Origin of the sequence: Micromonospora sp. MW-13 (assembly GCF_003434305.1) — a bacterium.
Classification (GTDB): Bacteria; Actinomycetota; Actinomycetes; order Mycobacteriales; family Micromonosporaceae; genus Micromonospora.
In genome coordinates, this window is sequence record NZ_QKKX01000028.1 from 50,401 (window position 1) to 72,237 (window position 21,837).

17 protein-coding genes and 2 pseudogenes are annotated in these 21,837 nt (G+C 70.1%); 8 read left to right on the forward strand and 11 right to left on the reverse strand.

The features are described 5' to 3' along the window. Positions 1-256 precede the first annotated feature (256 nt). From C5N14_RS14925 to C5N14_RS14955, 7 genes are all read right to left on the reverse strand, one after another. Entirely contained in the window at positions 257-3,550 is a 3,294-nt protein-coding gene (locus C5N14_RS14925; protein WP_243639603.1) for an Ig-like domain-containing protein, read from the reverse strand. A gap of 324 nt (positions 3,551-3,874) precedes the next feature. Continuing rightward, positions 3,875-6,118: a M4 family metallopeptidase gene (locus tag C5N14_RS14930; protein ID WP_243639604.1), complete on the reverse strand. Its 2,244-nt coding sequence runs from the start codon at positions 6,116-6,118 to the stop codon at positions 3,875-3,877. 222 nt (positions 6,119-6,340) lie between these two features. After that, complete coding sequence (locus C5N14_RS14935; RefSeq protein WP_117668697.1) at positions 6,341-6,943, reverse strand: hypothetical protein; 603 nt, start codon at positions 6,941-6,943, stop codon at positions 6,341-6,343. Continuing rightward, complete coding sequence (locus C5N14_RS14940) at positions 6,940-8,262, reverse strand: ABC transporter permease (protein WP_117668698.1); 1,323 nt, start codon at positions 8,260-8,262, stop codon at positions 6,940-6,942. Before C5N14_RS14940 ends, C5N14_RS14935 begins: the two co-directional genes overlap by 4 nt. Beyond that, entirely contained in the window at positions 8,259-9,059 is an 801-nt protein-coding gene (locus C5N14_RS14945) for an ATP-binding cassette domain-containing protein (RefSeq protein ID WP_117668699.1), read from the reverse strand. The genes C5N14_RS14940 and C5N14_RS14945 overlap by 4 nt, the downstream gene beginning before the upstream one ends. A 36-nt stretch (positions 9,060-9,095) precedes the next feature. Continuing rightward, on the reverse strand, positions 9,096-9,896 hold the full coding sequence (locus C5N14_RS14950; RefSeq protein ID WP_117668700.1) for a zf-HC2 domain-containing protein: 801 nt from the start codon (positions 9,894-9,896) through the stop codon (positions 9,096-9,098). Beyond that, positions 9,893-10,444, reverse strand: a complete 552-nt coding sequence (locus C5N14_RS14955; RefSeq protein WP_207892747.1) for an RNA polymerase sigma factor — start codon at positions 10,442-10,444, stop codon at positions 9,893-9,895. Before C5N14_RS14955 ends, C5N14_RS14950 begins: the two co-directional genes overlap by 4 nt. 816 nt (positions 10,445-11,260) lie before the next feature. Between C5N14_RS14955 and C5N14_RS14960 the strand changes: the two genes are divergently transcribed. From C5N14_RS14960 to trpS, 7 genes are all read left to right on the forward strand, one after another. Continuing rightward, on the forward strand, positions 11,261-13,129 hold the full coding sequence (locus C5N14_RS14960; RefSeq protein ID WP_117668701.1) for a RiPP maturation radical SAM C-methyltransferase: 1,869 nt from the start codon (positions 11,261-11,263) through the stop codon (positions 13,127-13,129). An 8-nt stretch (positions 13,130-13,137) separates the two neighbouring features. Continuing rightward, positions 13,138-13,854 carry a DUF5825 family protein gene (locus C5N14_RS14965; RefSeq protein WP_117668702.1) on the forward strand — a complete coding sequence of 239 codons (717 nt, stop codon included), beginning with the start codon at positions 13,138-13,140 and terminating at the stop codon, positions 13,852-13,854. Between the two features lie 66 nt (positions 13,855-13,920). Beyond that, entirely contained in the window at positions 13,921-14,607 is a 687-nt protein-coding gene (locus C5N14_RS14970; RefSeq protein ID WP_117668703.1) for a hypothetical protein, read from the forward strand. 57 nt (positions 14,608-14,664) lie between these two features. Continuing rightward, a complete protein-coding gene (locus tag C5N14_RS14975) occupies positions 14,665-15,000 on the forward strand; it encodes a MoaD/ThiS family protein (protein ID WP_117668704.1) in 336 nt (111 codons plus the stop codon). A gap of 8 nt (positions 15,001-15,008) precedes the next feature. After that, positions 15,009-16,223: a cytochrome P450 gene (locus tag C5N14_RS14980; RefSeq protein WP_117668705.1), complete on the forward strand. Its 1,215-nt coding sequence runs from the start codon at positions 15,009-15,011 to the stop codon at positions 16,221-16,223. Positions 16,224-16,290: 67 nt separating this feature from the next. Further along, positions 16,291-17,244, forward strand: coding sequence for a 2-dehydropantoate 2-reductase (locus tag C5N14_RS14985; protein WP_117668706.1), 954 nt, complete (start codon positions 16,291-16,293; stop codon positions 17,242-17,244). Between the two features lie 218 nt (positions 17,245-17,462). Then, the gene (gene trpS / locus C5N14_RS14990) at positions 17,463-18,506 is read left to right on the forward strand and encodes a tryptophan--tRNA ligase (protein ID WP_117668707.1); all 1,044 of its coding nucleotides are present in this window, start codon (positions 17,463-17,465) and stop codon (positions 18,504-18,506) included. 84 nt (positions 18,507-18,590) lie between these two features. Here trpS and C5N14_RS34180 read toward each other — a convergent pair. The 4 genes and pseudogenes from C5N14_RS34180 to C5N14_RS15005 all read right to left on the reverse strand — a co-directional run. Beyond that, positions 18,591-18,812 (reverse strand): annotated as a pseudogene (locus tag C5N14_RS34180) (2-oxo acid dehydrogenase subunit E2); the annotation flags it as partial. 127 nt (positions 18,813-18,939) lie between these two features. Next, positions 18,940-19,047, reverse strand: a pseudogene (locus tag C5N14_RS34185) (hypothetical protein); the annotation flags it as partial. A gap of 220 nt (positions 19,048-19,267) precedes the next feature. Next, a complete protein-coding gene (locus tag C5N14_RS15000) occupies positions 19,268-19,930 on the reverse strand; it encodes a response regulator transcription factor (protein ID WP_117668708.1) in 663 nt (220 codons plus the stop codon). Further along, positions 19,927-21,057 carry a sensor histidine kinase gene (locus C5N14_RS15005; protein ID WP_117668709.1) on the reverse strand — a complete coding sequence of 377 codons (1,131 nt, stop codon included), beginning with the start codon at positions 21,055-21,057 and terminating at the stop codon, positions 19,927-19,929. The genes C5N14_RS15000 and C5N14_RS15005 overlap by 4 nt, the downstream gene beginning before the upstream one ends. A gap of 229 nt (positions 21,058-21,286) precedes the next feature. On the opposite strand from C5N14_RS15005, the gene C5N14_RS15010 reads away from it, so the two are divergent. Next, positions 21,287-21,730, forward strand: a complete 444-nt coding sequence (locus tag C5N14_RS15010) for a DUF6223 family protein (protein WP_117668710.1) — start codon at positions 21,287-21,289, stop codon at positions 21,728-21,730. Positions 21,731-21,837: the final 107 nt, after the last annotated feature.

Genomic DNA, 21,837 nt, shown 5'->3' on the forward strand with positions numbered 1-21,837 from the left:
GGTTTTCGGGATAGTACTGCGTCGATTGACGGGACGGCGATTGGCAGAATACGTCCATCGATTGATGGAGTTCTTTTCGACGCGGGTTGATAGATATGGTTTCCGCGGGTATCAGGAGGTCGTATGAGGACTCGCGCTCCCGCATGACCTCCGGCGGCCCGCCTGGGAGCGCGTCGACGGTACGAGGCCGCGGACCGATCTGCCGTGGGAGCGAAAAGCGCTGTCCCGCAGCAGATCGGTCCGCGGCCGATCGGACTCAGCTGACGGTCACGGAGACGGTCTTCGGCGGTTGTTGCAGCTGACCGTAGTTGTCGGTCCCCCGGACCGAGATGGTGTAGGCACCCGCCGGGATCACCGGTGACGTGTACGCGAAGTTTGACCCCGGGGAACCCGGGCTGGTGAGGAAGACCGAGATCCAGGGGGCGTTCGTGCTGCCGAACACGCCGGAGGCGTTCATCCCCTTGCCCGCGCTGTTGACGATCTGGACCTCCACCCGAAGCATCCCGACGTCGTCCACGGCACGTCCGGTGACCACGATCCGCGAGTCGGGGTAGACCTCGCCGTCCTGCGGGGTGAGGCTCGGTTCCAGCCGTGGGTCGAGGTCGCCCGGATACACGAGGTACCGGGCGGTGGCGCCGGAGGTCGAGCCGTCCTGCTGGCCCGCCGTGTCGACGGCCCACGCCTCGACGCTGTACTCACCCTTGGTCGGCAGGTCGATCGACAGGGCGAAGGTGCTGCTCGTCGCGCCGGGCGAGGCGAGGGTGGCGTTCACCGTGGCGAAGCTCGCCGCCATGGTGCCGTTCGGCTGCACGTACCGGCCGGTGTCCAGGTCGCGCAGCGCCACCCGCACGCTCTGCACGCCCTTGTCGTCGGTCGCGGTGCCGGCCAGGTCGAGGTGCAGTTGCTCGACGTTCTGGTCGACACCGGTGAAACTCAACAGGCCGTTCGGGAAGGCGTCACCGGGCACCTGGGCGGTGACGGTGAGCCGGCCCAGGTTGGCGGTCGCCGTGCTCAGGCCCAGGTTGTCGGTGGCCCGTACCCGAAAGTCGTACACCCCGGGCGTGAGCGGCACGGTGGTGTAGGACCAGTTGTACGACGCGGCGTTCAGGTTCGTCGGTGAGACCCGGTGGTAGGCCGCGATCGAGTCGGCGCCCCACGTGCCGTCGGCGGCCAGCGCCTCGCGGGTGGTGTTGTTGCGCAGGTAGATCTCAACCGACTTGAGGGTGCCGTCGTCGCTGGCGGTCCCCGAGAACGTGATCGAGCCGCCCGGTGCGACGGTGATCGGCGCGGCGGCGGTGGGCGGCGTCATCGGCACGGGGGCGCTGACGGCCACCGTCGGCGCGGCACCCGTCGCCGAGATGATCCAGTCCCGGCTGTCGCCGCGCAGGTCGCTCTGACCGGCGGTGTCGATGGCGGTGGCCGTCATCTTCCACTCGCCCTCGGTGGGTAGGACCACCTCGACCTGCCAGGTGGTCGACAGCGCGCCGATGACGTCCGGCTCGCCGCGGAACGTGTTGTAGACCGGTGCGGCCGTCCCGTCGTCCTGGAGGTACTGGTTGTCCGACCTGCGGAACGAGTACGTCATCGCGCTGACGCCCTTGTCGTCGCTGGCGGTGCCGGTCGCGACGAAGCTCTGAGCGGCGACCAGGCCGGCGGGCGGCGAGGTGATCTTCGTCGTCGGCGGCAGGTCGTCGAAGCTGAAGGTCTCGATCTTCTTGACGGCCTTCGAGGCATCGCTCTCGCCGCTGTTGCCGAACGTCTTCGCCTGGACCTGGTATTCGCCGACGGGCAGCGACACCGGAAGGGACCACGAGGTCGAGGCGGTGTTCACCGCCGCGACCGTCGCGTTGATGCTGTTGGCGGCGCCCCACGTCGTGAGGTCGTCCTGTAGGTACTTCTTGGAACCCCGGTTCTGGATCTCGATCCCGACCTTGGTGACGCCGGCCGGGGAGGTCGCCTGCCCGCCGAGCGCGAACGGCGTGTTGGCCTGCTCGACCGCCCCCTCGATGGGCGTGGCGATCGTCGTGTCGACCGGCGAGGGTGCCGGTGCCCGGGTGAGGTCGAAGAACCCGACCCGCCCCACCGGCAGGCCGCCCTTGGTGTTGCCGTCGCCACCGGCGAAGAGACCCCGCGGGGTGGCGAGGAGGGCCTTCTCCCCCTCGTACGAGCTGGAACCCGGGTTCCACTCGATCGCCGTGCCCGTGGCCGGGTCGAGCGCGCCGAGGTGGTCACGGCGGACCACCTGGTCGCCGAGACCGTAGCCGCTCAGGCCCTGGCCCGTGCCGTACCCGACGTTGTCCAGGCCGGGCCACGGGACGTTGGAGGTCGGCGACTCCTGCCAGCTGAAGTGGCCGCCGACGTACACGGCCGTCTCGGTGATGGCGACCGAGTAGATGCTGTCGAAGTGCCGGGACACCCAGATCGGCTCGACGTGGTCGGCGCCGGTCACCGGGAACGCGATCGCGGTGTCGTTGATCGGCGGCCGGTCGCCGCCCGAGCCGCTGGTGACGACGAAGTAGGAGTCGTCAGGCGCGACGTCACCGGCGAAGACCCGCTGGATGCCGCCGACGAAGGAGAGGTTGTCCTCCCACAGTCGCGTGCGCCACGGCAGGAGGGCCCTGGTGGCGGTGTCGACGAGGCCGACGCCGTAGCGGTCCTGGCCGGCGATCTGGCGACCGGTGTGCACGACCAGCAGGCTGCTGCCGTCGTGCGTCAGCTTGAGCTGCTGCACGGTGAGCATGCCGCCGACGCCGATGCCGCCGGACAGGGGCAGGTTGAACGCGCTGTCCACCGCCCCCGTCGTCGGGTTGAGCGCGGCCAGCCCGTTGCGGGTCACGCTGTTGATCTTCGTGAACTGGCCGCCCACGTACACGGCGGTGTCGCTCACGGCCAGCGCGGTCGCGCGCCCGTTCCCCTGGGCGGTGAACGCCGCGATCGGAGCGCCGGTGACCGGGTCGAGCCGCACGATCTTGCGCTTCGTCAGGCCACCGACCGTGTTGAACGAGCCGGCGACATAGAGCGACGAGCCGTCCGGCGCGGCTTCGACCGCCTCCACCGATCCGTCGAACGTCGGCCGGAAGCCGGTGTCGATCTGGCCCGTGTCGATGTTGTATGAGGCCAGCGCCGGCTGCGCGAGCGGCGTCGCGCCGACGTTGGCGATCGCGGTGAAGGAGCCGGCGATGAAGACCCGGTTGCCGATCACCTCGATGTCCGTGATCTCACCGTCGGTGATCCTCGGTACGTCATTGCGCGGCGTGCTGGGAACCAGCCCGGTGTGCCCCGGGGCCGGTTGCGTCGCGGCCGTGCGCGTCGCAGCGCCGCCGACTGTTCTCACGACGGTGCGAGCGGCGGTGCTCGCGACATCGTCGGCGGTCCCGCCCGGCACAGTGCCCGCAGCCGCCGGTTGGCCTGTCAACAGAACAGCCCCGGCAACCAGACCCGCGACGACGCGGCTCCGAACGTGCATCGAGACAACCCCCTGTAAAACGCCTGAATCGCGCCGCCGGGTCGATTCCCGGCGGCGTCCATTCCGTGGCGTGCCGGAAGCCACCGTAGGAGGTCATCGTCCTTTGTGTACTTGGGCCGGTCGGAAACCCGACCGATCGACATCCCTTCCGGCCGTACCGGCCGGCTCCGCCGTCCGTGGATCCAGACCCGCTCCACCAATCGGATCGCTGCCGGGCCGCCCAGCGGGGTCGCCGGATCCTCGCGCACCGCCTGCCGTCCTGCGGGAACGGGCGATCCCGGCGGGCCGGGTACTCGGCGATCGGGTCGAGGCCCTGTTCGGGCAGGTCGGGGGTGACGCCGGCCCGGGACTGAACGCGGAGCGGGCCACCCTGGACGACCAGGGTGGCCCGCTCTCACGGCGGTACGGTCAGAGGTTCAGGGTCCAGCCGTTGAGGTAGCCGGTGTCGAGGCTGGCCGCGTCCTGGACCCGCAACCGCCAGGTCCCGTTCGCGGTCTCCGTGGAGAGGTTCACGGTGTAGGTCTGGTCGATGTTGTCGGTGCTGCTGCCGGAGCGGTTGTGCAGCACGTACGCGCTGCCGTCAGGTGCGACGAGGCTGACCACGAGGTCACCGATGTAGGTGTGCACGATGTGCACCTCGACCTTGCTCGCGGTGGAGGGGGTCGCCGCGCAGCCGCTGATCACGATCGCGCTCTCCACCGTCGTGTTGTCGGGGATCGTCACGTCGGTCCCGTTCGTGCCGGAGCAGCCCGGCAGCCCGTTCACCGTCAGGTTCAGGGTGCTCGTGCGGGCGATCGAGGGGGAGGTGCCGACCACGGTGATCGCGGAGGAACCGCTGCCGGCCGTGGCGGAGGCACTGACCGTGAGCGTGGTCGACCCACCGGCGGTGACCGACGGCGGATTGAACGAGACGGTCACGCCCGCCGGCAGCGGGCCGGTCGAGAAGGTCACCTGCTCGGCCGTGCCGCGGATGACCGCGGTGCTGACCGTGGCGGTGGCCGAGGCGCCCGGGTCGATCGTCAGCGCCGCCGGGGCGACCGAGACGGAGAAGTCGTTGGCGGCACAGGACTCGGAGCCAACCACGTTCACCGCGGTCCAGGCGGCCATCACCGCCTTGTACTCGGTGCTGCAGAGGCCGTACAGGTCGGTGGCGGCCGACAGGGTGTGCAGCCGCGCGGTGTTCGTCGGCTGGGCGGTGTTCACGTAGCGGGTGTTCGAGACGAAGTACACGTCCAGGGCGCGGAACCAGATCTTCTCCGCCTTCGCCCGGCCGATCCCGGTCATCGGGGCAGCGGTGCCGCAGAGCGGCGAGGTGCCGTACGCGGTGGCGCCGGTGCCCTCGGCCAGGTTGAAGAAGAAGTGGTTGGCCACGCCCGAGGAGTAGTGCACGTCGATGCCGTTGGTGCCGGTCGACCAGCAGCCGTGCGACCTGCTGTCCAGCGTCGGGTCGTACATGTAGCGCAGTGGGGTGTTGTTGCCGTTGATGTCGATCTTCTCGCCGACCTGGTAGTCGCCCGGGTCGCTCGGCGCGTTGGCGTAGAACTCGACCATGTTGCCGAAGATGTCGCTGGTGGCCTCGTTGAGGCCGCCGGACTCGCCGGAGTAGGTCAGGCCGCCGGGAACGACGTTGGCGGTGACGCCGTGGGACATCTCGTGGCCGGCCACGTCGAGCGAGACGAGCGGCTTGGCGTTGCCCGCGCCGTCGCCGTAGGTCATCTGGGCGCCGTCCCAGAAGGCGTTGACGTAGGCGTTGCCGTAGTGCACCCGCGACGGCACGCCGGTGCCGTTGCCGAAGATGCCGTTGCGGCCGTGCACGTTCTTGAAGTAGTCGAACGTCTTGGCGGCGCCGAAGTGGGCGTCGACGGCGGCGGACTGCCGGTTGGTGTTGGCGCCGGTGCCCCAGACGTTGTCGGCGTCGGTGAACGTGGTGCAGGTCGACGTGCCGTTGTTCATGTCACAGGTACGGCCGTTGCCGCGCACCGGGTCGATCATCTGGTACGTGCTGCCGGAGAGCGTGGTGTCGACGCTGACCGCGCCGGTGTAGATGCCCGTGCCGCTGCCGGTGACCGACTCGATCTCGTCGTACGAGCCGATCAGCGCGCCGGTCAGCGCGTCGCTGATGACGTGCAGCTTCGACGGGGTCTGCCCGTCCGGCGCCCAGCCGGTGACCACGGTCTCCCAGGCCAGCCGCCCGGTCCCGCTGCTGGCGTCGACGAACAGTTCCGCCTGGCCGGTGGCGGTGACCTTGCCGGAGAACTCGGCGGTTGCCGCCTTCCGGGCCCGTTCGGCGCTGACCTTCGGGGTGGTGCCGAGACTCAGCGGGGCCGCCAGGCCGACCGAGCTGCCGGCGAAGTCGCCGTCGGCCTCGGTGCGAATGACGAAGTCCCCGCCGTAGACGCGGAGCCCGTCGTACGTGCGGGTGTAGCGGACCACGCCGCCGCCGTTCGCGTCCCGCTTGCTGCTGTGGACGGCGTACCGGTCCTTCGCCGAGGCCTTGACGGTCCGGGCGTTGTCCTTCAGTGCCGCGTCGGCGGCGGTGACCAGCGCGGGGCCCGGCGTGGGTGGCGGGGCGGCGGACGCACTCGTGGCGGTGACCACGAGACTGCTGCCGACCAGCATGGTGACGCCGGCCAGCGCAAGGGCTGATCTCAAGTTTGACCTCCCCAATCCGAGATGCATTCGCATCTATCGATGTCGAGATCATCGTCCGGCGTGGGGAGCCTGGGAAGAAGCGCGGGGGCAGTGCTCCATACCGATTCCCCCATACCGTCGCCGTATGGCCCCGCGCCGGCGTGGGGGATGTTCCGCCTCTGTCACGGAATCAACCCATTGGCAACCGGGTCGGGATCGCGCAGTTGGCGGCGGGGCGCCAGGTCATTGCTGGGCGGCTTCGGCGGGCGCGCGCGGAGCCGGCCCGGCCGCCGCGTACGCGATGAGCCCACCGAGCGCGAGCAGCCCTGCCGTCACGGCCGCAGCGGTACTCCCCGGAGGCTGCGCCTGCCACGTCAGGATTTGCCCGATCGGTTCCGACCGAGGGAACAGGATCGCGGCCAGCGTCCAGCCCAGCGGCAGGAACCACGCCCGGGCGGTGCCGATCGTCGCGGCGCCCAGGGCGGTCAGTCCGAGCAGCCCGGCCGCGTCGCGCACCACCAGCCAGGCAGGGCCGAAGCGGGCCCCGGTCGCCAGCGTGGCCAGCGGCAACACCACTACGACCAGGAACGCCACCAGCAGATGCGCGACCCGTCGCGGCGGCCAAGGCAACCCGGCCGCTCTCTCGATGGCGTCGTCGGGGCCGCCGAGCGTGGCGGTCAGGGCGGCGACCAGCAGCAGGACCGTCAGGACGACCATCAGTACGTCTACGTTGCGGCTGTCGGAGAACACGGACCACAGTGACCACGTCAGCGCCGCACAGCCGCCGGCCGCGGCCAGCGCCATCGGGGCACGCCGGGAGCGCAGGTACAGCGTCAGCCACCTCATCGCGTGCTCCGGGAGAGCAGTCCGTCGCCGACCGAGCAGGTCACCGCGGCCTGGCGCAGTGCTCTGACCCGGGCGTCCGCCTCGCCGGCGGGCAGTCCTCGCAGGTCGCGCCACAGCTGCACGGCTTCGGCGATGTCCGCGGGGTCGTAGCTGTCGTCGGCCACCGGCTCGCGTCCGATCAGCCAGTGGGCGGCTGCCAGTGTCTCCGCCAGGCTGGCGGACTTCTCGCATCCAGGTGGGCCGGTGAACGCCCCGGACACCACGCCCGCCGGCACACCGGCCTCGTTATCGAGGTGACCGTTGGGGCCGGCCTCGATGCGGAGCAGGACGACATCCTTGTTCCACCGCGGGTAGACGTCGGGGAAGTACGTGGTGGTGTCCTCGTGCACCCGGGTTGGCGCGTCCGGCAGCTTCGCCAGTATCGCCAGACCTTCCCGGGCCCGTGGGGCTACCTCGGACAGCAGTCCGGAATGGACCCGGCTGACGCACACCCGCGGTTCGTCCTCGGCGCACACCAGTTCCTGCGCCACCGGGTCGATCGCGTCGAAGACGAACCTGTTCTGGTGGGGCATGACCGTGATCGCCAGTGCGGCGCCGGCCACCACCGGCAGCAGCGCCGCCACGCGGATTCGCCAACCGCTGGACGCGAACAGCAGCACGGCGCAGACGGCGAGAGCGGTCAGCCAGATGGCCTGGGCGACGCTGACCCGGCCGGGCACGGTCGAGTAGGCACCCGGCTTGTTCATCTCGTAGATCGGCGAGAACACCAGGGCCAGCCATCCCTTGGGACGGGTCGCGGCGGGAATGAGCAGCAGCAGCGCCATGCCTGCCACGCCGAGCGCCGGAGCGGTCGCCGGCGACGGCAGCAGGCGGCCGACCGCCAGGCCGAGCCAGGCTGCCGCGATCAGCGCCAGGCCGCCGACGGCCATGACGACGAAGACCGACACCGGCAGGTACTCGGCGGTGCCGATGATCCACAGGCCCCCGGCCAGACCCATCGCCAGGTATCCGCAGACCACCGCGACAGCCATTGCACCGAGTGTCGGTGCCGTCCGTTGCGCCACCGGGCGAGGGGTGCTGGCGAACAGTTCCGCCACGTTCGACCGGTGCTCGCGGCGTGCCTGCCAGGCGCCGGCAGCCAGCGCCAGTGGCCACAGCACCGCCAGATAGAGCCGCTGCGTCATGGCGAGCTGCATCCATCCGGTCGCGAAGCCGATCCCTTCGGCGAAGAAGAGCAGCACGACGCCGACCACCAGCAGAGTCAGGGCGGTTCCGAGCGCGGCGGAGCGGCGCAGTTCGATACCGAGAATGTGGCTCATCGGCCGGCCTCCGCCCGGTGCCGGCGCAGCAGCGCGGAATAGCCCCGCTCGGCCGCGCTGTCGCCGGCGTCGCCCTGTCCGCCCTGCGCGATGAGGTCGTTCGGGGTGCCCTGGTAGACGAGCCGACCCCCGTTGATCATGACGACGTCGGTGCACGCGGCCACCACGTCCTCGACCAGGTGGGTGGAGACCAAGACGCAGCTGTCGACGCCGACGTCGCGCAGCAGCTCCCGGAAGTCGAGGCGCTGCTCCGGGTCGAGACCGACGGTGGGCTCGTCGAGCAGCAGCACCGCCGGATCGTTGACGATCGCCTGCGCGATGCCCGCCCGGCGCAGCATGCCGCCGGACAGCGTCTTCATCCGGGCACCCGCCTTGGCCGCGAGGCCGACCCGATCGATCGCCCGCTGCACCGCGCCCGGCACCGCGGTCTTCGGCATCTCCTTGAGCCACGCCATGTACTCGACGAACTCCCGCACCGTGAAGCGCGGGTAGAACCCGAACTGCTGCGGCAGGTAGCCCAGCCCGCGACGTACCCGCCGCAGGTCGGCACGGCCGTCGACCGACTCCCCGAGCAGCGTCAGCCGCCCGCCGGCCGGTTTCACCACCGTGGCCAGCGCGCGCATCAGGGTGGTCTTGCCGGCCCCGTTCGGCCCCAGCAGGCCGTGGACGCCGGTGCCCAGGGCCAGGTCGAGCCCGTCGACGGCCAGGTGCCGCCCGGCCCGCACGCGCAGTCCCTCGGCATGGACCACCCAGGGATGGATGGTGGTGGCTGTCTCGGCCGCGCTCACCGTACGCATCATCAGTCCTTTCGAAGACGGGCGGTGCCCGACAGGTCAGTTGTGGCTGGTCAGCCGGCGGAAGTTGTCGGCCCGAGTCGCGGCCAAACCGGCCAGCGCCAGGGCGAGCAGCGCCCACACGCCGGAACTGCCCGGTTGCAGCGCCGCCGGCAACTGGGCGGTGACCACGGCCGGCACCACCACGGCAATCGCCCAGGCAGTGCCGAGCCCGGCAGCGGCCCGGCGTACACCGACAAAGGCGCCCAGCGCGATGGTCGCCACGGTGAAGGCCACGCACGGCAGCAGCGTCAAGGCCAGGGAGACTCCGGTACGGGTACTCGCCAACGCGAGCGCCGGCACGACCACGGCGAGCACCCCAGCCGTACGTCGCAGCAGCATCGCCAATCCGGCCGCCGGCGTGCCGGCGACCAGTTCCCAGGCCGGATCGTGGCGCCGGCTCCACGCGATCGCCACCCCCGGAAGCGGCGCCACCGGAGCCAGCAGCGACACCACCGACGGAATGCTGGACTGCAGTGCGTCGAGCAGGACCGCACAGCCCAGAACCGCCACCGTCATGATGAGCCACGGCGCCGAATGCCAGACCAGCCAGCGGTTCCGGGCCGCCGACCAGCTCGGGCGGCCGGCCGGAGCCGGTCCGGCGGCGATGTCGTGGTCCACGCCGGCGGCGACCCGGGCGAGCAGGTCCCGCGAGTTGTCCGTCGTGCTGCCGGCCACCTGGGCACGGCAGTCCGCGCAGCCCTCCAGATGCACCTCGACCGACCACACCGTGACTTCGTCGAGGCTCGCCTCCCGGTCGGCGTAGCGGGCGATCACCGCGGGACTCGGATGCGTGGTCATGACAGCGCCTCCCGAAGAGCGATCCGGGCCCGCCGGGCCCGCGACTTCACCGTGTTCTCCGGGACACCCAGCAGCAGGGAGGTCTCCCGTACCGAGAGCCCGTCGAGAACCATCGCCCGCAGGACCTGCCGCGCCTCGGGCGGCAGCATAAGCAGGGCCTGTTCCAGCTCCTGGCCGACCCGCCCCGCCATGACTTCCTCCTCGGCGGTGGGGGCGACCGTCTCGGCGAGAGGTACCGCCGGTACCTGGTTCTGCCGGGCCCTCCGGCGGAACGCGTCGACGAGGCGATGGGCGGCGATGGTCCACAGCCAGCCGACCGCGCTGCCCGACGTCGCCGACCCGGCGAAGCTACCCGCAGCCCGCCAGACAGCCAGGTAGGTCTCCTGCATCACGTCGGCGACCACGTCGTCGTCGGCACACCGGCGGCGCAACCGGGCAAGCAGCCACGGCGACGTACGCCGGTACAGCTCGTCGAATGCGCGCCGATCGCCGTCGGCGGTGCGGCGCACGAGTTCGTCCTCGTCGGCCGCGTCCAGGCTTCGTCTCACCACCAGCAAGACGACACCTCCTCGCCCACGGTTTCCTCCGCCACCGTGACGTGGGTCACGTACTCCGAAGCGGCGCCCTGTCGAGGGTCCACCGATACGCGGTGCGCCTGCTCGTCCATGATCGGCTTTTCATCCCATAGATTGGGTCTGGTCAGCCTTCGTCATGTTATCGACCGCCTGACCTCAAGCCCGCACCGATGCCGGCGTCGGCGGTCGCGCCACCACCCACGACCTGCGCGAGATCCTCGGCAGGGGAGCGCGGGGTCGCCACCGGCCACGCGTCGGTGGTCGACGTGGCATGGAACGGGCGGCGGGGCCGGCCGCCGGACCCACTCCCGGTCGAAAGCGTCGCGGAGGACCGTGGGCAATTGTCGCTGATCAATGGCTCATCGGCCGTTGGCCGCGACTCCGCGCGATTTCCTATCAGCATGGACCGCTTCCCGCTGCCACTGTTCCGCCCCGCCGTCCCGTGCGCCGATCATGCCGTTCGGCGCGGTCGGTCCGGTCCGGCCGATCCGGTCGTACGCCGTCCAGGAACGCGGCCGGCCGGCGGAAGCGCCGACTTCGGATCCGTCGCGTGCGATCGAGCCTGAACGACCACTCAACTGTCTCTTGTATTGATCTAGCGAGCACGGTTAGCATTCCCCCTGTCGCTCACCGAGTGGGCCGAGGGTGGTGCACCCTCGCAGTTCGCCGCCGCCGAGGCGAGGGTCTTTGAAGCGAGGCCCGAGCTCTGAATTCTCGGGAGTGAAGCCGCACCTCCGATCAACCCTACGCGTCTTCCTATATCGACGACTATCTTAGGGTGGGAATTCCGTGAAACTCCTGATGGTCGCCATGCCGTGGCAGGGACTCGACACCCCGTCCAGTGCCCTGGGAATACTGGGGCCGTGCGTCCGAAGGCACGCCGCCGACTGGGCGATCGACGAGTTGTACGCCAACCTCCGGTGGGCCGAACACCTGATCCGTGAGAGCAATGGCGCGATCACATCGACGGACTATGGGAATGTCGCGGATCAGGTCTTCCACGGTGTCGGCGACTGGGTCTTCACCCCGGCGCTGTACGACGTCGACAGCTACCAGGCCGACGAGTTCGCCGAGTTCCTCCGGCAGCGCGGCGTGGACCCCCTGGTCCCCGTCGAGATGCAGAGGTACGCCCGGGGATTCGTCCGGGGCCTCGCGGCTGAGATCGCCGCCGACCCGCCCGACGTGGTGGGGTTCACGAGCACCTTCATGCAGAACGTGCCGTCCCTCGCGCTGGCCAGGGAGCTGAAGAGGCTCGTGCCGGGCATCCGGACGGTGATCGGCGGCAGCAACTGCGACGGGCTGCAGGGCCCGGCCCTGCACCGGAACTTCGAGCAGTTCGACTTCGTGCTGAGCGGCGAGGGCGAGCGCTCCCTGCCCGCGCTGCTGAACCGCATCGCCGCGGGCGCGGGCGTCGCCGACGTCCCGGGGCTCAGCTGGCGGAACGAGGGGCGGACGGTGGTGAATCCGCCGGCCAAATCGGCACTGCCGTTCGCCATGGTGCCCGCGCCCGATTACGACAGCTACTTCCGGGCGCTGGAAAACTCACTCTTCCAGCATTACGTCCGCCCGATGGTGGTGCTGGAGACCTCGCGCGGCTGCTGGTGGGGGGAAGTCCACCAATGCACCTTCTGCGGCCTGAACGGATCGAACATCGATTTCCGGAGCAAGGCCCCCGAACGCATCGCCGACGAGGTGGTGGGCCTGGCCGAGCGGTACCGGGTTCTCGACCTCATCATGGTGGACAACATCCTCGACATGAAGTACCTCAGCACGGCCATGCCGACGATGGCCGCGCTCGACTGCGACCTGCGAATCCATTACGAGATCAAGTCCAACATGACGCGGGAGCAGCTCAGTAGCCTGAAAAAGGCGAACGTGCTCTACGTCCAGCCCGGCATCGAGAGCCTGAGCAGTCACGTGCTGCGCCTCATGGACAAGGGCGTCAGCGCCGCGCACAACGTGCGGATGCTGCGGGACGGGCAGGATCTCGGCCTCAACGTGACGTGGAACATCCTCTACGGTTTTCCCGGCGAGACCGAGGAGGACTACCGTGGGCTGCTCAAGAAATTCGCCGCGCTCGAACACCTCCAGCCGCCGACGGGGGCCTGGCGAATAGCGTTGGAGCGGTTCAGTCCCTACTTCGAGGATCCCACCCAGGGATTCATGTTCCGCCGCCCGGCCGAGATATACGACTTCATCTACCAGGTCCCGCGCGACGAGCTGTACGACCTCGTCTACCTCTTCGACAGCCGCAGCCAGGGGATCGTGGGGCCCCTGGAGGACGAGCTGAAGCAGGGGGTCGAGGAGTGGGCCAGGGCGTACCCGGGGAGCAACCTCTCCTACTGGGCCGACGAACGCGGCCGGGTGACCATCGAGGACCGCCGGGCCAGCTGGCCCGAGGAAGTGATCGAGCTGGACGACGTCCAGAGCAACGTGTACCTCGGCATGTTCCAGGTCGCCGGCCGCGAGGGCATCCGCCGGCGTCTGGCCGAGAGCGGGCACGCCGTCGGGGAGGGCGAGATCGACCGGATGCTCCGGTACTTCGTCGATCGCGGCCTGGCCTTCGAGGACGAGGAGCGCTACGTGAGCGTCGCCCTCGACGTCGACCCGTACCGCCGGAAGCTGGTCGACGGCAGGGAGGTCGCGGCGTCACGATGAGCGTATTGATGGACATTGGTGAACTCAGGGCGCGAGCCTCGGACGGGGGGCGCGTACCGGCCGGGGCCCGGCCCGCCAGTTCGACGCTGACCCTCGGGTCCGACTGGGCCGAACTACCCGCCGCCACCGAGCTGGCGGCGCTCCTGCCCCGGGTGCCCGTCGCCGGGGTACGGCTGGCGGAGCCCGTCGACCTCTGCGCACTACCCGGGCACGCGATCGTGCGAATCATCGCGTTGCTCCGCGAGTGTTCCTCGATCGGCGCCCGGGTGACATGGTCGCTGATCCTGGGCGCGGAACAACTCGACCTGATCCCGCGGCTCGATCATCTGCCGGCCCCCGACCGGATGACCGTGCGGGGACGGGAGGCTTCGGCGGTCGGCCCGTGGCGGTCCACCGGCAACTTCGGCCTCCTCTACTTCCGCCGGGGCCCGGGATTCCTGTCCGTCGTCGATCAGCGGCCCGAATCCGGCCGCCGGGTCGTCCTGGACGACCCCGCCATGGTCGACGTCTTCGTCCGGGGCCTGGAGGGATGCGCGTGGGCCGAGGTGACCCGGAACCCGGGACACGCCGCCGCCGCGCGGGACCTGGTGGGCGACGGGCTGGTCCTGCGCCTCGGGGACCACTGCGTGACGCTTCCGGTGCACATGCGCTCGTGGCCCCTGGGCGCGGCCCTCCTGGGGGGCACCTTGGCCTCGGCCGGAAAGAAGCCGGACAACAAGACGTGAACCGCACAGCCATGACGGTGATCGGAGGTGGCAGCGCCAGTGGAAGCCAGGGAGAGCGCTCGGCCCGTGACCGCTGCCACGGGTACCGATTCGGCCGGCGGCGCGGACGGCGCCCGCCTGTTCGGCGACCTGCCGGAGGCCGCCCGGTTCGAACTCGAACCCGCCAGGCGCTTCGTCGAGAACGCCGTGCAGGAGTACCAACAGTGTCTGGAGAGCCGTGACGCCGACGGCGTACCCCACCACCCGCCGCGCGCGTCGGCGCTGCTGTTCGGGCGGTCGGACGGCGCCGAGATAACGATCATCGACATCGAGTTCGTGCCGAACGTTCGCGGGAGCGACGAGAGCGTCATGGCGGAATTCGAGGGGAAGATCGCCCCGCGGTTCGGCGACGTCTACCGGAACGCGGGGCGGGGGTTCTGGTGCGACGACAAGGGCGTGCTGCGGGCCATCAAGCAGCAGTCCGCCAACGGCCTGGAACTCATGGGGTCGGTGCACTCGCACCCGAACTGGCACGAGATCGGTCCGCCGCACGAGCGGTACCAACAGCTCAGCGAGAACCCGACGCGGATGGACGAGTTCCTCTTCCGCCAGTCGTGCTGGCCGGTGAACGTGATCTGGTACATCCGCGCGAGCGGTGACGTGCTGATCCACCGGGTGGCGGGGTGGCGGCCAGGGCCGCAACAGTGCGAGCCGCTAAGGATACGGATCCCGTCGGCGATCTACGACGAGATCAACGTGGAATTGCCGCCTTAGCGACGGTGCCGTGCCGAGCAGCCGGAATCAAAGGTCTCGCTAAGGAGAAAATGAGATATGCCCGACTTTCCCCCCGATGCCGGCAGGGACCTGCCGGCGCCTGTCGTGACCGTCAAGCTACCTGCGGCCTTCCATGCGTTGACCGGCGGGCGGAGGCAGTTGTCCGTCGAGGGCGACACCATTCGCAAGGTGCTCACCGGCCTCGATCGGGCCGTTCCCGGCGTCCTTGAGCGACTCGTGGACCAGAACGGAGCCATGAAGCGCTACGTCAATGTCTACCTGAATGACAACGACATCAGGAGCCTCGACGACCTGGAGACGAAGGTCGAGGAAGACGACCTCATCTGGATAATCCCGGCGGTAGCGGGTGGCAGCGCAACGGTGCGATCCTAGGAGTCACGATGTCGGACGTGTTGCCCACGGAATACTTCACCAACCCCGGGCCGGCCCCGCATGCGGCAACAGCGGAACTCAGGTCCAACTGCCCCGTCCACCGGATCGACGTTCCGCCCGGCGCCGAGGCATACGCGGTCCTCGCGAACCGGGTCGTCGAGGAGGCGTTCGGCGACTCGCGCCTGTCCAAACAGGTCGAGAACCTGCCCGCCGCGTATCGGGACAAGGCCGTGACCAACAGCCTCCTGGTGGTCGGCAACCTGGGGTTCGCCGACCCGCCCAAGCACACCCGGCTGAAGAAGCCCATCAGCCGTGCGTTCCTGCCGGGCACGGTCGCCCAACTCCGCCCGCGCATCCAGGACGTCGTCGACGACCTCATCGACGCCTTTCCGGAAGGCGGCGAGATCGACCTGGTGACCGCCTTCGCGCTGCCGCTGCCGCTCATCGTCATCTGCGAGTACCTCGGGATACCGGTCGAGGACCGGCCGCTGTTCCAGCGGTGGAGCTACGTCCTCAGCCAGGATCCGTTGCAGCACGCGGAGACGGAACTGAAGGCGGCGAGCGAGGAGTTCGGGGACTACTTCACCAAGCTGGTGGCCGAGCGACGCGCCCAGCTGGGCAGTGACCTGCTGAGCGAGCTCATCAGGGCCCGGGACGCGGACGCGCTCAGCGAGCGGGAGCTGCTGTCGACGATCCTCCTTCTGATCATCGCCGGGCACAAGACGGTCGCCAACATGGTGGGGAACGGGACGCTGCTGCTGCTCCGCCATCCCGACCAGCTCGCGATGCTCCGCGCCGACCCCGCCCTGATTCCCTCGGCGATCGAGGAGATCCTGCGCTACGAGGGGTCGGCCGCCTGGGCCTCGCTGCGGGTCGCGGCGGAGGACATGCGGCTCGGCGGGGTGGACATACCCAAGGGGAGCTTCGTGCACCTGTCGCTGTCCGGCGCGGGTCACGACCCCGAGGTGTACGACGACCCGGAACGGTTCGACATCACCCGGTCACCGAACCGGCATCTGTCCTTCGGCCATGGCGCGCACTTCTGCATCGGCGCCCCGTTGGCCCGGCTCCAGGGCGAGATCGCCTTCTCCACGCTGCTGCGCCGCCTGCCGCGGCTCGAACTCGCGGTGCCGGTGGAGGAGGTCGCCTGGCTCGCCGACAGCTCGCTCAGTCGGGGCCTGGAGGCCCTCCCCCTCCGGGTGCGGGAGCGGTTGCCCCGATGACGGGCCGGTGGGGCGGCGCCGCGCGGGGCAGGTGGGCTGAGCCCGAGCCGCGCCGGATCGAGGAAGCATGACGAGGGAACCGGCCGCCCGGAGCATCGCCGTGGTCGGGGCCGGCAGCGTGGGCGGCTATCTCGGTGGCCGCCTCGCCGCCGCCGGGCATGACGTGCGGTTCCTCGCCCGCGGCGAGACTCTCACCGCGCTGCGGCGAAAGGGGCTGCGCGTCACCGGCGACTCGGGTGACTGCTCCGTACCCGAGGTGCGGGCGTCGGACGACCCGCGGGACCTCGGCGAGGTCGGCTACGTGCTGCTCTGCGTCAAGACCCCGCACCTGCCGGCGGCCGTCGACGCACTGTCCCCGATGATCGGCGCGGACACCGCCGTGGTCACCGTGCAGAACGGGGTCGAGGCGCCCGAGCAGGTCGCGGCCCGGATCGGCCGCTCCCGGGTGCTGCCCGGCACGGTCAGGGTCGTCGCCGCGACGGTCGGCCCGGGCGAGGTGCGGCACGCGGGTCCCCCCGGGGCACTGGGCTTCGCGGAGTGGGACAACAGCGCGTCCGACCGGGTGACCCGGCTGCGCGAGATGCTGCGCGAGGCCCAGGTGACAGTGCTGGAGCCGAGCGACGTCTGGGCCGCCCTCTGGGCGAAGTTCCTGTTGATCGTGCCCGTCGGCAGCCTCGGCGCCGCCGCCGGCGGGGCGACCATCGGCGAACTCCGGACGCGCCCCGGCACCCGCCGGATGCTGATCGCCGGAATGCGGGAGATGTACGAGACCGGAATCGCGCTCGGAATCGCACTGCCGAAAGATGCCGTGGACACGGCGACAGGGCTCATGGATCGGCAACCGCCCGACATCACCTCCTCACTGCAACGGGACATCCTGGCGGAGCGGCCGTCCGAGCTCGATGCCTGGACCGGTGCCGCCGTCCGGCTCGCCGGCCGGGCGGGCCGGCCCGCCCCGGTGCACGAGATGCTCTACGAGTTGCTCGCCACGCGCGTTTCGCGGACGACGAAGGGGGCGTGACGGCGGTGAATCGGCGGGCGCGTCGGGGTGGCGCCGTGGCCGCTGCACGCGGGCGGCGGCGCCGTTTCGGATCGGCGGCCCTTTGGTGTCCCCTGTAGCGGGGCTCGTGTCATCATGACGGCGAGACCGACCCATCAGGAGACCTTGTGAATACCGCCGCCCCCCAGACCGAAGACCCCGGCGCCGCTGCCTCAGGTCCCTCCGCCGACGCGCTCGGGATGTCTGCCGCACAGGCCCGCAATGCGGTGCTGGAAGAGCTGATCCGCAAGGACCCCGGGCAATTCCGGGTGCTGACCGGCGACCGCCCCACGGGCCGCCTGCACCTGGGTCACTACTTCGGCACGCTGCACAACCGGGTACGTCTTCAGGGCCTCGGGGTGGAGCTGTTCGTGGTCATCGCGGATTACCAGGTCCTGACCGACCGCGACGTGGCAGACAACCTGATCGGGCACGTCGAGGAACTGGTCCTGGACTACCTGGCCATCGGGGTGGATCCGGCCCGCAGCACGATCTTCACGCACGGCGCCGTCCCCGCACTCAACCAGCTGATGCTGCCCTTCCTCAGCCTCGTCTCCGTATCCGAACTCAACCGCAATCCCACGGTCAAGGACGAGATCTCCCACTCGCGCCAGTCCAGCGTCAGCGGCCTGATGTTCACCTATCCCGTGCACCAGGCCGCCGACATTCTTTTCTGCAAGGCAAACCTGGTCCCGGTCGGCCAGGACCAGCTCCCGCATCTCGAACTCACCCGCACCATCGCCCGTCGCTTCAACGACCGCTACGGCAACGGCAAAGCCGTATTTCCCCAGCCCGATGCCCTCCTGTCGAGCGCGCCACTCCTGCTCGGCACGGACGGCACCAAGATGAGCAAGAGCCGGAACAACGCCATCACCCTGGCCGCCGACACCGACGAGACCGCCCGCCTGATCAAGGGGGCCAAGACCGACTCCGAGCGCCACATCAGCTACGACCCGGTCACCCGCCCCGAGGTGTCCTCGCTCCTGCTGCTGGCGGCCCTCTGCCAGAACCGGACCCCGCAGCAGGTGGCCGCCGACATCGGCTCCGCGGGAGCCGCCGCCCTGAAGAAGACCGTGACCGAGTCGGTCAACGAGTACCTGGCCCCGATCAGGGCCCGCCGGGCGGGGTACGCGCAGGATCGCGCCTATCTCCGCCAGACGCTGCGTGAGGGCAACGAGCGAGCCAGGGCGGTGGCCGATGCCACCCTCGCCGAGGTGCGTACCGCCATGAACACCTGTTACTGACGGCCGCCGGCTCGGTGAGACACCGGTGAGCGTGTATCGCATCCGGCGCCGCGCTTCCAGCGTCTCCCCGGACAGCGTGGGCTCCGGTGTCGCGGCACCGACGGCGAGGATCGCGCCTTGGGGTGGGTTGATGATCGCGGTGAAGTGCTCGACTCCGCACATGCCGAGGTTGCTGATGGTGAAGGTCCCGTCGGCCATGTCGGCCGTGTTCAGCGTCCGGTTCGCAGCCTTGTCGGTTAGCGCCCGGGTCTGCGCGGAGATCGCCGTGACCGACGTCCGGTCGGCATCGCGGATCACCGGCACCATGAGCCCGGCCGGGGAGGCGACGGCGATGCCGATGTTGACCCCGCCCGTGCAGCAGGGTTTGGCCACGGCCCTCGGGGGAGTGGGACGCGTTGACGCCGGGGCACTCGCGTAGGGCGAGCGCGACCGCCCGCACCATGAGGTCGTTGACTGTCACCTTGCGTCCGGCATCGCGCAGCGCGCCGTTCAGCTGCACCCGGAGCGCGAGGAGGTCCGCCAGATCGGCGGATGCAGTCACGGTGAGGTCGGGATGGTTGTCGCACTCTCGGTGAGCCTCGTCGAGATCGCCTGTCGCACCGGATCGAACGGCACCACTGTCGGTTTCGCGCCCGTCCTGCCTGGACGGTGTTGCGACAACCGCCGCAGCAGGGGCAGGTGATCCGGTCTCGGCCGGTTCGTTGGCGACCGGTGCAGGCGTCGGCTCCGATTCGAGGGTGGAACCGTGCGGGCCGCCAGTGTCAGCGGTTGCGTGGGGCTACCAGGCCGGATTCGTAGGCGAGGACCACGAGTTGGGCGCGGTCGCGGGCGTGGAGCTTGGCCATGGCCCGGTTGATGTGGGTTTTTGCGGTCAGTGGGCTGATCACCATGCGTTCGGCGATCTGGTCGTTGGACAGGCCCTGCGCGAGGAGGGCGACTGTCTCGCGTTCGCGGTTGGTCAGCCCTTCCAGTCTCGTGTCGGCGCCCGCGTGGAGCGGATCGGTGACGTACCGGTTGATCAGCTTGCGGGTGATCGAGGGTGCGAGCAGGGCGTCGCCGCGCGCGGCGACGCGGATGGCGTGCAGAAAGTCAGCTGGCACGATGTCCTTGACGAGGAATCCGGCGGCGCCGGCGCGCAGCGCGTGGAAGACGTGTTCGTCGAGGCCGTAGTTGGTCAGGATGACGACGTGCACCTGGGCCAGGGCCGGGTCTGCGGCGATGCGCCGGGTCGCCTCGATGCCGTCCATGACCGGCATCTGGATGTCGATGAGCGCGACGTCCGGCAGGTGTTTTTTGGCGAGCGCCAGGCCCTCCTTCCCGTCGGCGGCTTCGGCCACCACCTCGATGTCGTCTTCCACATCGAGGAGTGCGCGGAAGCCGCTGCGAAGGAGCGGCTGGTCGTCGACCAACAGGACACGGATCATGACGTTGGGCCCACCGGGAGTTCAGCTTGGACGGTGAAGCCGCCCTCGCCGCGCGGTTCCGCACGCAGGCGACCGCCGAGGGCGGTGACTCGTTCACGCATCCCGAGCAGCCCGACGCCGGGCATCGGGGCGGTGGCCGGCGTGGCCCTGCCGTCGTCATCGACTCGGATCGCGAGGGCGTCCGGACGGTAGTCGATCCGGACCGAGGCCGTAGCGGCGGCGGCGTGACGGGCGATGTTGGTGAGGGACTCCTGAACGATCCGGTAGGCGGTCCGGTCCACTGCCGCCGGCACGTCGTGTCGTTGTCCCTCGATCGTCAACGTCGCGTCCAGGCCGGTCATACGGGCCCGTTCCACCAGTTCCGGGAGATGGCGGAGCCCGGGCGGCGGGGACTTGCCGTCGTCGCGCAGCGCCTCCAGGGTCGCTCTCAGCTCTCGGGTCGCCTCACGGCCGGCCTCCCGGATCGCCAGCAGGGCCTCCGGTACCTGTTCACCACGCTTGTGGGCCAGGTGGACGGCTACTTCGGCCTGCACCTTGATGATCGAGATCTGGTGGGTGAGCGAATCGTGCAGCTCCCGCGCGATGTGCAGCCGCTCCTCGTCGGCCCGGCGCCGCGCGGTCTCCTCCCGGGTGCGCTCGGCCTCGTCCGCCCGTCGCTCAGCCTGCCGCAGCGCTTCACCCGCGGCACCGGCGGCGACCAGCCACGCCAGCTCGAGGACGCCCCGGGCCCGTGCGAGCGCCTCGCCCACGGGCATGTCTTGTGGCAGGGCGAGGGCCGCGAGCGGGAGAGCAGCCAGCATCATCACAGCCACCACGACCGTGATGTTGCGGTGACCCGCCCGCACGGCGGCGTACACCGCGAACAGGAACGCGACGGCAGGCACGTCAAAACCGACCGCCTGGTAACCCACCACGCACAGCCCGGTGACGGCCAGGACGGGAACCGGAGCCCGGCGGCGCGCAGCCAGTGCCAGGCCGCCTGCCGCCAACAGCACGTAGCCGAGTAGGTCAAGATCCGTGGCGGAGTGGTTCCGGGACACTCCGGTGACCAGCAGCGTCGCCGCTACGCAGACGGCGATGGCCCAGTCTCTGAAACCGGCCTGAACACTCGCCCGTCCCGTGTTCATGCCCGCACCTTAGCCGGAATGTTGCTGCGGGCGACTCCTGCTTGTGGATGACCGGCTGCCTACTTCGCGCGCAGTACTTTCGCGGCGCCTACGGCGTCTGCGGCAGGCGGGTGCGCCATCGGTGGCAGCGCGAATGGCGTCCGTCTGCTGGATGACCGGCGGTGCGCCCGGCGACATGATCAGGCGACATCCAACCTCAGAAACGAGACGCACGAAAGAGGAGAGGGACATGAGCTCGTCAGGAACCCTGAGATCAGTTCGACTTGTGCTTGCCGTGGCCGGAGCCACCCTGATCGAGGGGCTCGGTCTTGCCGGACCGGCGGCCGCGCACGTCTCGGCCCAGCCGGCCGCCGCCAGTGTTTACACCATGAGCGCCGGGCGACTCGGGGCAGCCGTGGCCGCCGTGCTGGGGCTGACCGGCGTGGTCATCGGCGGGCTGGCTCTGGCCCGCCCCACCAGTCGTGTCGGCACCGGCAACGGGCGCCTCGGGGCCACCATGGCCCTGGCGGCCGGGCTGATCGGCATGGCCCTCGGCGGGGTGGTCGTGGCCACGTCCGACAGCGGCATCGGCACCGGCAACGGGCGAGGCGGGGCCTACGTGGCCCTGGTGGTCGGGCTGATCGCCATGGTCCTCGGCGCGCTGGCTCTGGCCCGCTCCCGCCGTACCGGCTGACCGGCTGAGCTGCGGTCGGTGCGCGCCCCCTGCTCGGCTGTCCACGACCACGCCTCTCGACGTCGCCAGCACCTCACATCGGCCGCTCAAGGCTGTACCGGGCCGGT